Consider the following 14,801-nt stretch of genomic DNA (forward strand, 5'->3'; position numbering starts at 1 on the left):
TTGATTATGAATATAATTGACACTCCTATCAAAGATTTATTAATAATTGAGCCTCATGTTTTCGAGGACGAACGAGGCTGGTTTATGGAAAGCTTTAATCAACAACTTTTTGAAGAAACTTTAAATAAACGTCATCTACATAGTCCTGAATTTGTTCAAGACAATCATTCTTTGTCCCATAAAGGTATTATTAGGGGTCTACATTATCAAATTTCACCACACGAACAAGGAAAATTGGTTCGAGTAGTCCAAGGCAGGGCTTGGGATGTAGCTGTTGACATTCGACCTGATTCTATAACATTTGGGCAGTGGTATGGAGTAGAACTATCGGCTGTCAACCATCGACAGTTTTGGATTCCTGCAGGTTTTGCACATGGATTTTTAGCTCTTGAGGATGATACTCAGTTTCTTTATAAAACAACTGATTTTTATTTTAAAGAATGTGAGCGTACTCTTCGCTGGAATGATCCTGAACTATCCATTTCATGGCCTATCAGTTCTGATATGGTAGTCAGTTATTCACATAAAGATGCTCAGGCTCATGATTTTGCCCATCTTAAAAATTGTTATAGCTAAAATCTTAAAAAAATAATTTATAAATTAATTTAATCTATATTTTTTAAATATAATTCTATTTATTAATTCTTGGATAGTTACTGCCATGATCCCATCCTGTTACCTTCGTTAAATCGATTTCACGGTTTATTTTATTATGAAGACTGTTTTTACTTTTATTTGGATTGTTTCATTCATCATTGTTGCAATAATTATCTATTTAGCATATCGATACAAATCATTACAAGAATATCAGTCCGTAAAGAAGCAGTTATCAGAAGCCTTGAATGAGTTGATTCGTGTACAGACAGAAGTTAATTATCTTAAGCAAAATAAACAGATCAATGATGAAGAACTGATTCAGTGTCGTCAAGAATTACAAGTTGTATACAAACGCTTGAGTGCTGCAGAAGCAGTAAATGTCCAGTTAACTACTGCACAGGAAGCATTTCAATCAGAATGTGAACAACTGCGGTCTGCCGCCATCAATCTGGCTGCAGCAGAACAGCAGTTACAGGACTGGCAACTGCGTTCTGAGGACTGGCATATTCGTGAAGAAAAGTATATAAATGCTGCGGAAAAATTAAAGCATATACAAATTGAAAACAGTCGTCTTAACACGCAACTTAAGCTTGAACGCGAAGCCTTTGAGGAGAAGCTGGCTTTGTTAAACGAAGCGCGTAATAGTCTCAGCAATCAATTCAAGTCATTAGCTAATGATATTCTGGAAGAAAAAAGTAAACGTTTTAGTGAGCAGAATCAGGCTAGTCTTAGTCAGTTGCTGAATCCTTTACATGAGCGTATGCAGGGATTTAGTCAACTGGTTCAGCATACTTATGAAAAAGAGGCAAAAGAACGTACAACGCTGGAAAATGAACTAAAACATCTGCAGCAGCTCAATGCTCAATTGCATTGTGATGCTAAAGCGCTTACCGATGCTTTAGCCGGTACTCAGAATAAAAATCAGGGTAACTGGGGCGAGATGATTCTGGAAAAGGTATTGGAAAATTCTGGTCTTCAAAAAGGACGTGAGTACGTTCTACAGGCGTCTAATACGATTATTGATGAGTTTGGTCGTCAGCGTCGTTTGCAGCCGGATGTGTTGGTAAATTTACCTGAGAATAAACAGATTGTTATTGATGCTAAAACTTCACTGACAGCTTATGTCCGTTATACTCAGGCAACAGATGCAGCCAGTGCGGAGAAAGCGCTAGCTGCACATATTCAGTCTGTGCGCCATCATATTAAGGAACTCTCGTCTAAATGTTATGATGAAATTGATGGGCTTAATACACTCGATTTTGTGTTTATGTTTATTCCTGTTGAGCCGGCATATCTACTCGCGCTACAACAGGATAATCAATTGTTCGATGACTGTTTCCAAAAGCGGATTATGCTGGTTGGGCCCAGCACTTTACTGGCAACATTACGTACTATTGCTCATATCTGGCGTAGTGAACAGCAAAATCAGAATGCGCTGACTATTGCAAAAGAAGGCGGTAAGTTGTATGACAAATTTGTTGGCTTTGTGAACACTCTCGAAGGTGTTGGAAAAAATCTAGATCAGGCTCAAGGACAATTTCAGAAAGCCATGGGGCAATTGGTTAACGGGCGTGGTAACCTAGTGAACAGAGCGCAAAAGCTGCGTCAGCTAGGGATACAAAGCAGTAAAAATTTGCCTGAATATTATCAAAAAGGAGAGGAAGATGAAGATGAGCTACTTCTTGCTACTTCAGACTCTCCCTCTGAATGATCTTGTGTTGCCTAATTTCATGATTTTTCTATACATGAATAATGTTGGCTTACAGCTAAATTAAGCTTTTATTGCAACCTTTGTCTTGTTTAAATCTGGCGTACAATAGCGTTTAATTGTCAGCTTGCTGGCTAGGTAACTTATACTTCTGCATAAATAATTCGGATTTATGCATTCTCTTAGACATATGTAATTTGCTGTTGGATTATTGCTGTATGACTCAGAACGCTCATCAATCGCCTCCATCTATCTGGCAGCGAATTTTTAGTCAGCATATGCTGATTTGTGTGTTTACAGGTTTCAGTTCAGGTTTGCCACTGTACTTTCTGATAAATCTTGTTCCTGCCTGGCTGCGTAATGAAGGTGTGGATTTAAAGACTATAGGATTGTTTTCTATTATTGGTCTGCCATTTACATGGAAATTTTTATGGTCCCCTCTAATGGATGCCGTGCAATTTCCATGGTTAGGAAGGCGGCGTGGATGGATGTTTGTCACACAGTCAGCTTTATTGTTGTCTATTCTCGGTTATATGCTGCTCAGTCCCCAGCAAAATATGAATCTCATTAAAATTTTATCTCTGTTTGTGGCTTTTTTTGCGGCCAGTCAGGATATTGTATTGGATGCATTCCGGCGAGAAATATTGCCTGATAGTGAACTAGGACTGGGCAATGCAATCCATGTAAATGCTTATCGTATTGCGGCTCTTGTACCCGGCTCTGTGTCTCTTATTCTGGCAGATATCTATCCTTGGCCGACAGTATTTGCTATTACTGCGTTATTTATGTTGCCGGGTATATTTATGACTTTATTTTTAGCTCACGAACCCACTTTACCGATAACTGTACCCAAAACTTTTAAAGAAACTGTAGTTGAGCCTTTTAAAGAATTTTTTGCACGAAAAGGTGTTAAAAGTGCTTTACTGGTACTGTTTTTTATCTTTTTGTACAAGCTTGGTGACAGTATGGCTACCGCTCTGGCCACACCATTTTATATGGATATGGGCTTTAGTAAGATGGATATTGGTCTGATAGCCAAAAATGCTGGCTTATGGCCAACAATTATCGCCGGAATTCTTGGCGGTATATGGATGATTAAGCTGGGTATAAATCGGGCGCTATGGTTATTCGGTCTAGTTCAGGTTTTTTCTATCCTAGGATTTGCCTGGCTGGCCAGTCAGGGGCCTTTTATCCATATTGGTTCTAAAGAGCTTTTTACTTTGGCTTTAGTTATAGGATTTGAAGCTATTGGTGTTGGTTTGGGTACAGCAGCATTTGTGGCCTACATGGCCAAAGAAACTAATCCTGCTTATACTGCTACTCAACTAGCACTGTTTACTAGTCTGGCTGCTGTGCCTAGAACATTGATTAATGCTACTACTGGATATTTGATTAACTGGCTAGGTTATGTGAGCTTTTTCTGGTTATGCTTTTTTCTGGCTATTCCGGGAATGTTGCTGTTGTTGAAGGTCGCACCATGGAATAAAAAAGTAACAGGCATTTAAGCATAACTAAGATTCATTTTGATAAAAAGTTCATTCGGCGGCAATTTAATATCATATAGATAGTGTTTTTTCACCTGAACTTCTATATATTATTCGCGAAAAAACTTTGTCTATATTATAAGTTCATTAGAAAATACGGCTGCTGGTTAGATTAATGCAAAAATGGATTATGCTGCTTTTCGTGACCTATGGTAGTCATGGGGCCATGGCCTGGTAATACGCGGGTATCATCAGGCAAAGATAATAGCTTTTCCTGAATACCGCGGATTAGATCAGAATGATTACCACCAGGGAAATCTGTACGGCCGATAGATTCTCGAAATAACACATCACCTGCTATCAGCAATTTATTAGCCTGACTGTAAAATACAACATGGCCTGGAGTGTGGCCTGGTATGTGAAAAACGATAAATGTATGCTCACCTACTTTTAATGCTTCTCCTTCCTTTAACCAGCGTGTTGGTATAAATGGCTGACTAATGGGAAAACCATAACTGGCAGTCACATCTGGCAACGCCTGCAACCAGTAGTTGTCAGCTTGATGCGGCCCCAAAACGGGTACCGGCTGCAAGGTAGTTAATTCTTCTACGCCGCTTGCATGGTCAAGGTGCCCATGTGTTAACCAAATAGCTTTTAAGTTCAGCTGATGTGTTTCTACTGCCTCCAGTAAGCGTTCAGCTTCACCACCTACATCGGTTAATACGGCTTCTTTGCTGACATCATCCCATAATAATGCAGCATTCTGTTGAAATGGTGTTACGGGTAAGATCTGCACGTTTAAAGCCATTTATTACCTCGCTTATCAGTTATAACAATACAGCTTTGCTTAAAAAATACAGGCTCATGAAGAGCAGCAGACAAGCAAAACATTTTTTCAGCTTTCTAGGTGAAAGATAATGCGCCACTTTAGCACCCTGTCTGGCTGTGATAAAACTCATGAAACTGATGCCAATAAACGCATAAATATGAACATATCCTATGGTATGTTCAATATGAATTTGTTCATGGGCACCAAAAAACATAAAGCCTATGGCACCAGCAAGCGCAATTGGCAGACCACATGCGGCAGAAGTACCTACAGCTTGCTGCATAGCTAGTCCGCTTCGATTTAGATAAGGTACAGTTAGACTGCCTCCGCCAATACCAAACAAAGCTGACGCAATACCGATGATTACACCTGCCAACCAGTGCCAGCGAGAATTAACCAACTGAGTTTGCTGTAAATTTTGTTGACTGCAGGCGGTGCGAAACATATTGATACCAACCATAAGGGTAAAAATACCAATAACCAGTTGAAGTTTTTCTCCTGATAATGCATCTGCGATGGCTGCACCGCCAAACGAACCCAATACAAGACCAGGTGTTAAACGCCCAACAACTGGCCAGATTACTGCATGATTTTTGTTATGCGCCAGCATGGAACTAATAGAAGTAACCATGATGGTTGCTAGAGAAGTACCCAGCGCCAGATGCATCGTGACCGCTTCACCATAACCTGCATGCATAAAGACGATATACAGAATAGGTACAACAATCAAACCACCACCAACGCCAAACAGTCCAGCAGCGAAGCCTGCTATAGCACCTATTAATAAATAAGTAAGCAGTTCCATAAATTAGCTTAATTACAATTTTTGGTCAGAAGATAAACAAAAATAGTAGCTTTTGTATCAAAGCCATGGAAAAAATTAATGGCGGAAGTGGCGCGCACCTGTGACCACCATAGCAATTCCATGTTCATTGGCAGCAGCTATTACTTCTTCATCGCGAACAGAACCGCCGGGCTGGATAATGGCTTTGATACCTTGTGCAGCAATCACATCCACACCGTCTCTAAATGGAAAAAAAGCATCTGAAGCGGCACAGGCACCGTTTAATTCGAAGCCAGCATCCTGTGCTTTTCGCGCAGCAATTCGCGTGGAATCGACACGGCTCATTTGTCCTGCTCCGATACCATACGTCTGCCCGTTTTTACCAAATACAATAGCATTAGATTTCACATATTTAGCTACATTCCATACAAATAGTAAGTCTTTAATTTCCTGTTCGCTGGGTACTCTTGCTGTTACGACCTTTAAATCACCTGCATCGATATAGTGTCTGTCTGGTGTCTGCACCAGCAGACCACCACCCACACGTTTTAATTCAAACTGATTTGCTCCGGCAGACAAAGGAATTTCCAGTACTCGGACATTCTTTTTGGCCGCTATGATGACCTTGGCTTCGTCTGTGAAAGCAGGAGCCAATAAAACTTCGAGGAACTGACCGGTTACGGCTTCTACAGTGGCCGCATCTACTTCACGATTGAAGGCAATAATTCCTCCAAATGCACTGGTTGTATCGGTCGCCAGCGCTAATTGGTAAGCGGTTAAAGTGTCACTGGCTATGGCAACGCCACAAGGATTAGCATGTTTGACAATAACACAGGCCGGCTGAGTAAAAGACTTGACTGTTTCCCATGCTGCATCGGCGTCCGCAATATTGTTGTAAGATAATTCTTTTCCCTGCAGTTGCTGATATTTAGCGAGACTGCCTTCAGCAGGCTGCAAATCTCGGTAAAAGGCAGCCTGCTGATGTGGATTTTCGCCATAGCGTAAATCCTGAATTTTCAGCCAGCTTTGGTTATATTGCTGGGAAAAGGTTTGTAAATCTGGTATTCCAGATAAATTTTTATCGTCAATGCGTGTCAGATAATTGGCAATCATGCCATCATATTGAGCTGTATGAGCAAAAGCTTTGCGTGCTAGATTAAATCGGGTTTGCTCAGACAGGCCACTTTGCTTTCTGATTTCATCGATTATGGCAGTATAATCATTACTATCAGTTACAATAGCCACATCACGCCAGTTTTTGGCGGCAGAGCGAACCATTGCGGGACCACCGATATCGATATTTTCGATAGCGTCTTCCAATGTACAATCCTGTTTCGTAACAGTTGCAGCAAAAGGGTACAGGTTTACACATACAAGATCTATGGTTCCGATAGCTTGTGCTGCAAGCTGATTCATGTGTTTAGCATTATCACGCCGTGCCAGAATACCACCATGGATTTTAGGGTGTAGTGTCTTTACTCGCCCATCCAGCATTTCCGGAAATCCAGTATGGTCTGCTACTTCAGTCACAGCTATATTTTCTTTGGCCAATAGACTGGCAGTTCCTCCGGTTGACAGTAATTCAACGCCCAGTTGTGCTAACTGACGCGCAAAATCAACCACGCCAGTTTTATCAGACACGCTGATCAGTGCCCGTTTGATTCCCACCATGACATCTCCCTTAGTATTCAGTTGAAACTGCCTTAGTCCAGCAAATGATACTGCATTAATTTTTTTCGCAGAGTATTGCGATTGAGACCCAGAATTTGTGCAGCGCGAGTCTGATTGTGTTCACAAACATCCATCACACAACGCAACAATGGTAATTCCATCTGCTGCAACACCATATCATAAACAGCACAAGGTGTTTCTCCATCCAGATCTGCAAAATATTGCCTTACATTGACCTCTATACATTGAGCGATACTTACTTTGGGTGCTTCACTCATTTATATTATCCTCGTATGACAAGGCAAACAGTTACTGCTGCCGATAGGAGCAAGGCCATACCGATAGTTGTGCTACCTGCCTGTCTAAAAAATCATTAATCAGCTGTAACTGAATCTTCGCATCGTTCACGCTATTGACCTGCTTGCGAAAATGCTCGCCCTGCGGTAAGGCAGCGACGTACCAGCCAATATGCTTACGGGCAATACGGACACCCGTTATATCACCATAGAATTGATGCATAGCCACAATATGTCCTATTATAACCTGTGCATGCTCCGCTACCGTCAAAGAGGGGGGCAAACATCCATGCTGATGATGATGCACAATATCTCGAAACAGCCACGGTTGCCCCTGAGCTGCGCGCCCCACCATCACGCCATCAGCCTCAGTCTGCTGCCATACTTTTAAGGCTTTTTGTGGACTGGTTATATCTCCATTAACCCACAATGGCAGGTTTATTTGCTGACGTACCTGAGCAATCAGATCATAACTCGCTTCACCACGATACATTTGTGTACGTGTACGGCCATGTACCGCCAGAGCGGCAATTCCTGCCTCCTGCGCCAGATGGGCAATGGTTAGTATATTGCGATGCTCATCATCCCACCCAAGCCTTGTTTTCAAAGTTACAGGCACATCTACTGCATTAACTACAGCTTGTAAAATTGCTTCAACCAATGATTCATTCTGTAATAAAGCACTGCCTGACAGTACATTACATACCTTTTTGGCTGGACAACCCATATTGATATCAATGACGTCTGCACCACGGGCAACATTATAGCGTGCAGCTTCTGCCAGTTGCTGCGGTTCACTTCCAGCTATCTGAACTACCTTGATACCGCTTTCACCCTTATAATCTGCACGCTGCAAAGTTTTACGAGTAAATTGCAAGCTTGGATCACTGGTAATCATTTCACTGACTGCCCAGCCGGCTCCGAACTCACGACACAGCTGGCGAAAGGGTTTATCAGTTATACCAGCCATGGGAGCCAACGCAACAGGGGCTGTCAGCTGATAACAACCTATTTGCATATTCAGTAAACTAATTATGGGAAAACAATATTCAGAGGTGAATTATTGTACATTTTTTAGGCAATCACTCCAAATATAAATACCAATATTTAACCAAAGAGAGGTGATGCTGCATCCTTTCAACTACTCGTAAAATGGAAATTTTGTTCTAAGCAAAAGCCATTACAACAAAGTTTTTATGTAGGATATAAAATTAAATTTTCAACCAACTAAAGATACCAGCAATAACCAAAAAGCTGCTAATGAAGAAATATTAAAACAGACGAACAACAGATTTAATTATTGAATTGATTCGCATATAACTAAAATTAGCTACTGAAAACTGACTAAAATGAATATAAGAAAACGTCCAACGAAAATAGGTTTTTAAACTAAATCATCATGTATTAACAATTGAATCAATATAATGTTGAAAAAAAGCATAGCACCTGATTTTTTCTGGCTATTAGATTAGTTGCTATTTAATATGCAACTGCAACCATAAGAATTTATGTCAAATATGCTTAGAAGATTTAGAACATTGAAACCAAGCCTAAACCAGAATTTTAGCTAAAAACTAAACAACCCAATCAAGAATGTGTTGCTGAATTTTGACAGCACTCAGTCCCATCTGATCTAATAGCTGTTCTGAATCACCATGCTCAGTTACAATATCAGGTATGCCCAGTGTGAGAACCGGTTTGACTAAATTATGCTGTGCCAGCACTTCAAGCACTGCACTGCCAGCTCCACCAATCCTACTATTTTCTTCAATGGTCACCAAATAATCATGTTCAGCAGCCAGATGAAGTAAAAGTTCGGTATCCAGTGGTTTAACAAACCGCATATCAGCCACTGTAGCGTCGATAGCATCCGCTACACACATAGCAGCTGATACCATACTTCCAAATGCAATTAAACCAATCCTTTGCCCCTGACGACGTACTACCCCCTTACCAATTGCTACAGTTGCCAAATTCGTACCAGCTGGTACACCTGTACCTGCCCCTCTAGGATAGCGTACAGCAGCTGGCTGATTGAGCTGGTAACAGCTAGATAGCAGTAAACGACATTCATGTTCATCGCTTGGTACGGCAATAACCAAATTAGGCACACAACGAAGGTAGCTTAAATCATAAACACCTGCATGTGTCGGACCATCAGCACCTACAATTCCGCCACGGTCAATAGCAAACAAAACTGGTAAATTCTGCAAAGCAACATCGTGAATGAGCTGATCATACGCTCGTTGCAGAAAAGTGGAATAAATAGCTACTACCGGCTTCATTTGCTCACAGGCCAGACCTGCCGCAAACGTGACTGCATGCTGCTCCGCAATTCCGACATCAAAATAACGTTCCGGATAACGACGAGCAAACTCCACTAGTCCACTGCCTTCTCGCATAGCAGGGGTAATAGCCAGCAGTTTTTTATCTGCCGCCGCCTGATCAATTATCCATTGGCTGAAAATCTGGGTATAAGTCGGTTTGGAAGCATTTGCACCAGAAGAATACAGGCCCTGAGCCGGATCAAAAGCACTGACAGCGTGAAAAGTTACAGGATCATTTTCTGCCAGTTTGTAACCTTGGCCTTTTTTGGTAATGATATGCAATAATTGCGGCCCTTTCCGGTTGCGCATATCCTGAAGCACATCTACAAGCTGAATAACATCATGTCCATCAACTGGTCCAGAATAAGTAAAGCCAAAATTATCAAATAAGGACAGCGTTTCCGAAGTGGTACTTTCTTCAATTAGGCCTTTGATTTTGTTTTCTACCCGCTGCGCTACATCCAGCGCCCCGGGTACCATACCCAATACCTTTTCTGATTTTTGCTTGATTGATTTCACCAGTCCTTTAACATCATGCAAAGGATTTCTGGCCAGATATTTCGGAAGAGCACCAACGTTAGGAGAAATAGACATCTCATTGTCATTTAAAATAACAAGTAAATCCACGTCCATATCACCAGCATTATTCAACGCTTCAAACGCCTGCCCTGCTGTCATAGCACCATCACCAATAATCGCCACACTTCGATTGTTTCTGTGCTGCAATTTATCGGCCACTGCCATACCCAATGCCGCACCGATAGAGGTAGAAGAATGGCCTACACCAAATACATCGTATTCAGATTCACTGCGTTTCGGAAATCCGGCCAGACCGCCAAACTGGCGCATCGTAGCCATTTTTCCTTTACGGCCGGTCAGAATTTTATGCGGATAACTCTGATGACCCACATCCCATACCAAATGGTCCTGTGGCGTTTGGTACACATAGTGTAGGGCTACAGTTAACTCAACTGCACCCAAATTACTCGCAAAGTGCCCCCCTGTCTTGCTTACTGATTCCAGCAAATACGCACGCAATTCATCTGCCAGTTGGGGTAACTGGCTTTTTTGCAAACGACGCAAATCCTGTGGTAGATCAATTGTATCAAGGAGAGGGGTAGGATTCATGATCAGACTTTACTTATTATGAATAAATTCAGACAATATAGGCTATTAGCACTACCAATCTGATTGCAGCGCAATTATATACTAGCCTACCCCCTGTTCGGGGGTATTCATTCTATGTCAGGACATTATTTCAATCTAGATTAATTATAAATAATTAGCACCTCCAGCCACATAAGCTCTGCTACCAGAGGCAGTAACTACCTTAAGAAATTATTCACGATGGTAGGGATGATTATGCAGAATAGACTGAGCACGATATAGCTGCTCAGTCAGCAACACCCGTACCATTCCGTGCGGTAAAGTCAGGCTCGACAATCGCATCAACATATTTGCCCGCTGTTTCAAATTGGTCGTCATGCCATCAGCTCCACCAATAATAAAACACAGATTATCGCCCTGCTGTTGCCATTTCTTTAAACTATCGGCCAGTTCCATTGAAGTGGGTGCCTTACCACGCTCATCCAATACAATCAGATAACTATGTGCGGGTATGGCTGCAACAATGCGCTGTTCTTCAGCTGCCATAGCCTGCGCGGCATTAACACCGGCACCTCGTTTTTCAGGTTTGATTTCTTTAAACTGAAACTGAATTTCTCGGCCAAATCTTTTGCTGTAATCACGCACCGCATGATCCACCCATTGCGGCATCTTCGTTCCTACAGCCAATACGGTAATATTCATTCAATCACAAAAAAAATCAGAATCCGTCAATCAGCAGCCTGCCATGGTTTAGCTGCGCCAGCATGAAAAGAAGGCTTCTCACCACCCCATAATGCTTCTATATCATAATAATCACGCACCGCTGGCTGCATTACATGTACGACAAGATCACCTGCATCAACCAGAGCCCATTCACCACTATCCAGCCCCTCAGTACTGATAATTTCATAACCAGCTTCTTTTAATTCTACAGCCACATTGTTAGCCAGCGCTTTTACCTGACGCGTACTGTCACCACTGGCAATAATCATTCGCGAAAACAGCGAAGTTTGTGCTGAAGTATCCAACACAGTAATATCTTTACCTTTAATATCTTCAAGTGCATCCACGCAAATGGCAACCATATTGTCCCATTGAGCGATAAGATTTTCATCCATACTGTTTATTTCCTAATGTGTAAAAAAGCATTTCCTGCTCGAAAATGCATTAAAACAGGCAAATTATGCCCGATAAAGGTTTTCTTGGTCGATATATTTGGCTACTGCAGCCGGTACATCATCATGCTTTCCTTTTGACCATTCTGCACGGATTTCATGGGAACTTACCGGTAAAAATGATGCCTGTAATAATTTAGCCCGACCGCCATCCGCACCGTCTGGTGTAGTCAAATTCTTAGCCAAAGCTTCTGGAAGCCAACCCTGCAAATCATTCGGCAACTCAGTTAAACCTTGTCTGCCACGCTGAGCAATAGCTAGATTCACACTTTGCAATAAAGCCTGATAACGATACCAGTTAGGCAGCTGTAATAATGAATCCATACCCAGCAACCACCATAACTGCGTTTGTGTAAATACCTGTCGAAATAAAGAAACCGTATCAATCGTATAGGTAGGTCCTTTACGCCGCACATCACAATCAGAAACACTGAAACGTTTATCCATAGCAATTACCTGCTCTACCATGTACAACCGTTGTTCTGCGGTTGAATTAGACTGTCTCAGTTTATGATATGGATCACCAGCCGGAATAAATATCACATTATCCAGCTTTAATTCATCTGCAAAAGCCTGCGCAATATGAATATGGCCATTGTGTGGCGGATCGAACGTACCACCAAACAAACCAACTCGCTTCATACTTTATTTCCATTCACCACAATATTCAGTTTTCCCGTAATGGGATGGATCACCAGACCGTGTACCTTTATTTCACTTGGCATCAACGGATGCTTACGTATCATATTAACAGAATGCATAATCGCGTCTTCCACACTATCAAAATCTGTCAACCACTTATGAAAATCCACACCAGCATTCTCCAGTATCTCCAAACGTTCATCACTGATACCACGTGCCCGCATACGATCCAACATATCTGGTACATGTAACTCCTGCATACCACAGTCATAATGCCCAATTACCATGATTTCGTGTACGTTCATTTCAAAGACTGCCACCAGCAACGAGCGCATCACTGAACCCCACGGATGAGTAACCAAAGCACCGGCATTGCGAATCACTTTGGCATCCCCATTTTTCAATCCTAGCGCCCGAGGCAGCAAATCCAGAATTCTTGCGTCCATACAAGACACAATGGCCAGATTTTTTTCAGGATATTTGTCAGTAAAAAACTGCTCGTATTCTTCAGCATCCACAAACTTCTGATTAAAGTCCATAATCTCATCAATTAAAGACATCATTTCTCCATTATCATTTATATAAATCAGTGATTACGAATCATATCGGGTACAATCAGCATTCAAGACCGCGGCTAAAAATATTCAGGCAGCCATAACGGCTGCCTGTTATCAACCAAACTACATTATGCTCCAAGCCATAAAAGTTTAAATGCCCATAAAACCGCAATTATCCATACCATATAAGATACATCTTTAACCCTACCACAGAACAATTTAATCAGGGCATAACTGATAAAGCCCATGGCAATACCATCCGCAATAGAATAAGCGAAAGGCATAAAAATCAGAGTAAAAAATGCTGGCGCTGCTTCAGAAACATCTTTCCAGTCAATCTCAGTCATACTGCGCATCATCAGCACGCCAACATACATCAATGCAGGAGCAGTCGCATAGGGAGGAACACTCGCAGCCAGTTTAGAAAACCATAAACTTGCCAGCATCAAAATACCTACTACAACCGCCGTTAAACCTGTGCGCCCGCCAGCAGCCGCGCCCGCTGCTGATTCCACATAAGCCGTAGTAGAAGAAGTACCTAGTCCAGCTCCCACCACAATGGCCGTAGAATCAGCTAACAATGCTTTTTTCACCCGTGGCAACTTGCCGTCTACTAACAACCCTGCGCGACCAGCTACGCCAATCAGAACCCCTGTACTGTCAAATAAATCGACAAAGAAAAAAACAAAAATAACACTTACCAGACTCATGGTAAATAAATCATGAAAATCCAGCTGTAAGAAAGTAGGAGCTAATGAAGGTACTGGTGCAAACACACCCTGAAACTGATTGATACCCATCAACGAAGCTACAGCCGTAATGGTTAAAATACCAATAATAATCCCGCCGCGTACCCGAAAATGCTCCAATGTGACGATAAAGCAGAACCCAACAATTGTCATCAATACCTGAGGTGAATGAATATCGCCCAAACTAACCAAAGTTGCCGGATTAGAAACCACAACACCGGCACTTTTTAAGGCTACCAGAGCAAGAAACAGCCCAATACCCCCACCAATGGAAAACTTAAGCGAATTCGGTAAAGAATTCACTATTGCCTCGCGCACCTTAAATAAGCTCAGGATAATAAAAATGATACCCGAAACAAAAACCGCGCCCAACGCCACTTGCCATGAAATACCCATACCTTTCACTACTGCATAGGTAAAATAGGCATTCAGTCCCATACCCGGTGCCAGAGCAATCGGATAATTTGCTATTAGTCCCATCATCATGCAAGCAAATGCCGAGGAAATACAGGTAGCCACAAAAACGGCACCGAAATCCATTCCTGCATCCTTCAGAATGGATGGGTTGACTACCAGAATATAACTCATTGCCAAAAAAGTAGTCAGGCCTGCCAGCACCTCAGTGCGCACACTACTGCCACTTTCTTTAATTTTAAAAAAACGATCCAAAAAAGAAATACCCACTGGGCTCATGCCAATTCCTTTTAATACCGAAAAAAGGCCACACAAAACCGGCTAACACAATTAAACAGATAGGTAACCGGACAAAAACACTACCATATTGCAGCTAATCGAATAACCAATACAGCCTTCTTGTTTGTATTTATATGCATATTGATCTGCATTTCCAAACCTCATTAGCGCTTTGCTTTCCT

Annotated in this window: 14 protein-coding genes; 3 read left to right on the plus strand and 11 right to left on the minus strand. The window is 41.9% G+C overall.

Annotated elements, in window-relative coordinates; all coding sequences use genetic code 11:
• The first annotated feature begins 6 nt into the window (after positions 1-6).
• The 3 genes from rfbC (at position 7) to ABU615_RS06095 (ending at position 3,810) form a co-directional block, all read left to right on the plus strand.
• Positions 7-576, plus strand: coding sequence for a dTDP-4-dehydrorhamnose 3,5-epimerase (rfbC, locus tag ABU615_RS06085; protein WP_370388704.1), 570 nt, complete (start codon positions 7-9; stop codon positions 574-576).
• 262 nt (positions 577-838) lie between these two features.
• The gene (gene rmuC / locus ABU615_RS06090) at positions 839-2,308 is read left to right on the plus strand and encodes a DNA recombination protein RmuC (RefSeq protein WP_367490440.1); all 1,470 of its coding nucleotides are present in this window, start codon (positions 839-841) and stop codon (positions 2,306-2,308) included.
• A gap of 215 nt (positions 2,309-2,523) precedes the next feature.
• Positions 2,524-3,810, plus strand: coding sequence for an AmpG family muropeptide MFS transporter (locus ABU615_RS06095; protein WP_100156672.1), 1,287 nt, complete (start codon positions 2,524-2,526; stop codon positions 3,808-3,810).
• Positions 3,811-3,961: 151 nt separating this feature from the next.
• On the opposite strand, the gene ABU615_RS06100 is transcribed toward ABU615_RS06095, so the two are convergent.
• From ABU615_RS06100 to ABU615_RS06150, 11 genes are all read right to left on the minus strand, one after another.
• Positions 3,962-4,597, minus strand: a complete 636-nt coding sequence (locus tag ABU615_RS06100) for an MBL fold metallo-hydrolase (RefSeq protein ID WP_100141145.1) — start codon at positions 4,595-4,597, stop codon at positions 3,962-3,964.
• A 19-nt stretch (positions 4,598-4,616) separates the two neighbouring features.
• The gene (locus tag ABU615_RS06105) at positions 4,617-5,423 is read right to left on the minus strand and encodes a sulfite exporter TauE/SafE family protein (RefSeq protein WP_367431967.1); all 807 of its coding nucleotides are present in this window, start codon (positions 5,421-5,423) and stop codon (positions 4,617-4,619) included.
• Positions 5,424-5,498: 75 nt separating this feature from the next.
• A complete protein-coding gene (gene purH, locus ABU615_RS06110) occupies positions 5,499-7,073 on the minus strand; it encodes a bifunctional phosphoribosylaminoimidazolecarboxamide formyltransferase/IMP cyclohydrolase (RefSeq protein ID WP_370388705.1) in 1,575 nt (524 codons plus the stop codon).
• A 32-nt stretch (positions 7,074-7,105) separates the two neighbouring features.
• A complete protein-coding gene (locus ABU615_RS06115) occupies positions 7,106-7,351 on the minus strand; it encodes a helix-turn-helix domain-containing protein (RefSeq protein WP_100141142.1) in 246 nt (81 codons plus the stop codon).
• Positions 7,352-7,382: 31 nt separating this feature from the next.
• Positions 7,383-8,387 carry a tRNA dihydrouridine synthase DusB gene (gene dusB, locus ABU615_RS06120; protein WP_370388706.1) on the minus strand — a complete coding sequence of 335 codons (1,005 nt, stop codon included), beginning with the start codon at positions 8,385-8,387 and terminating at the stop codon, positions 7,383-7,385.
• A 556-nt stretch (positions 8,388-8,943) separates the two neighbouring features.
• The gene (gene dxs, locus ABU615_RS06125; protein ID WP_370388707.1) at positions 8,944-10,824 is read right to left on the minus strand and encodes a 1-deoxy-D-xylulose-5-phosphate synthase; all 1,881 of its coding nucleotides are present in this window, start codon (positions 10,822-10,824) and stop codon (positions 8,944-8,946) included.
• A 210-nt stretch (positions 10,825-11,034) separates the two neighbouring features.
• Positions 11,035-11,505: a 23S rRNA (pseudouridine(1915)-N(3))-methyltransferase RlmH gene (rlmH, locus tag ABU615_RS06130; protein WP_367439721.1), complete on the minus strand. Its 471-nt coding sequence runs from the start codon at positions 11,503-11,505 to the stop codon at positions 11,035-11,037.
• Positions 11,506-11,531: 26 nt separating this feature from the next.
• A complete protein-coding gene (gene rsfS / locus ABU615_RS06135; protein WP_100141138.1) occupies positions 11,532-11,921 on the minus strand; it encodes a ribosome silencing factor in 390 nt (129 codons plus the stop codon).
• A 63-nt stretch (positions 11,922-11,984) separates the two neighbouring features.
• Complete coding sequence (gene nadD / locus ABU615_RS06140; protein WP_367490437.1) at positions 11,985-12,620, minus strand: nicotinate-nucleotide adenylyltransferase; 636 nt, start codon at positions 12,618-12,620, stop codon at positions 11,985-11,987.
• Entirely contained in the window at positions 12,617-13,180 is a 564-nt protein-coding gene (locus ABU615_RS06145) for a carbonic anhydrase (RefSeq protein ID WP_100141136.1), read from the minus strand. The genes nadD and ABU615_RS06145 overlap by 4 nt, the downstream gene beginning before the upstream one ends.
• 125 nt (positions 13,181-13,305) lie before the next feature.
• Positions 13,306-14,619, minus strand: a complete 1,314-nt coding sequence (locus ABU615_RS06150) for an NCS2 family permease (RefSeq protein ID WP_100141135.1) — start codon at positions 14,617-14,619, stop codon at positions 13,306-13,308.
• Between the last annotated feature and the right edge of the window lie 182 nt (positions 14,620-14,801).

The organism is Snodgrassella alvi (assembly GCF_040741455.2).
In the GTDB taxonomy this organism is placed as follows: domain Bacteria; phylum Pseudomonadota; class Gammaproteobacteria; order Burkholderiales; family Neisseriaceae; genus Snodgrassella; species Snodgrassella alvi_E.

Coding starts and splice junctions, on each gene's coding strand:
- rfbC (WP_370388704.1), top strand. CDS start 7: ATGAATATAATTGACACTCCTATCAAAGATTTATTAATAATTGAGCCT.
- ABU615_RS06095 (WP_100156672.1), top strand. CDS start 2,524: ATGACTCAGAACGCTCATCAATCGCCTCCATCTATCTGGCAGCGAATT.
- ABU615_RS06100 (WP_100141145.1), bottom strand. CDS start 4,597: ATGGCTTTAAACGTGCAGATCTTACCCGTAACACCATTTCAACAGAAT.
- ABU615_RS06105 (WP_367431967.1), bottom strand. CDS start 5,423: ATGGAACTGCTTACTTATTTATTAATAGGTGCTATAGCAGGCTTCGCT.
- purH (WP_370388705.1), bottom strand. CDS start 7,073: ATGGTGGGAATCAAACGGGCACTGATCAGCGTGTCTGATAAAACTGGC.
- ABU615_RS06115 (WP_100141142.1), bottom strand. CDS start 7,351: ATGAGTGAAGCACCCAAAGTAAGTATCGCTCAATGTATAGAGGTCAAT.
- dusB (WP_370388706.1), bottom strand. CDS start 8,387: ATGCAAATAGGTTGTTATCAGCTGACAGCCCCTGTTGCGTTGGCTCCC.
- dxs (WP_370388707.1), bottom strand. CDS start 10,824: ATGAATCCTACCCCTCTCCTTGATACAATTGATCTACCACAGGATTTG.
- rlmH (WP_367439721.1), bottom strand. CDS start 11,505: ATGAATATTACCGTATTGGCTGTAGGAACGAAGATGCCGCAATGGGTG.
- rsfS (WP_100141138.1), bottom strand. CDS start 11,921: ATGGATGAAAATCTTATCGCTCAATGGGACAATATGGTTGCCATTTGC.
- nadD (WP_367490437.1), bottom strand. CDS start 12,620: ATGAAGCGAGTTGGTTTGTTTGGTGGTACGTTCGATCCGCCACACAAT.
- ABU615_RS06145 (WP_100141136.1), bottom strand. CDS start 13,180: ATGTCTTTAATTGATGAGATTATGGACTTTAATCAGAAGTTTGTGGAT.
- ABU615_RS06150 (WP_100141135.1), bottom strand. CDS start 14,619: ATGAGCCCAGTGGGTATTTCTTTTTTGGATCGTTTTTTTAAAATTAAA.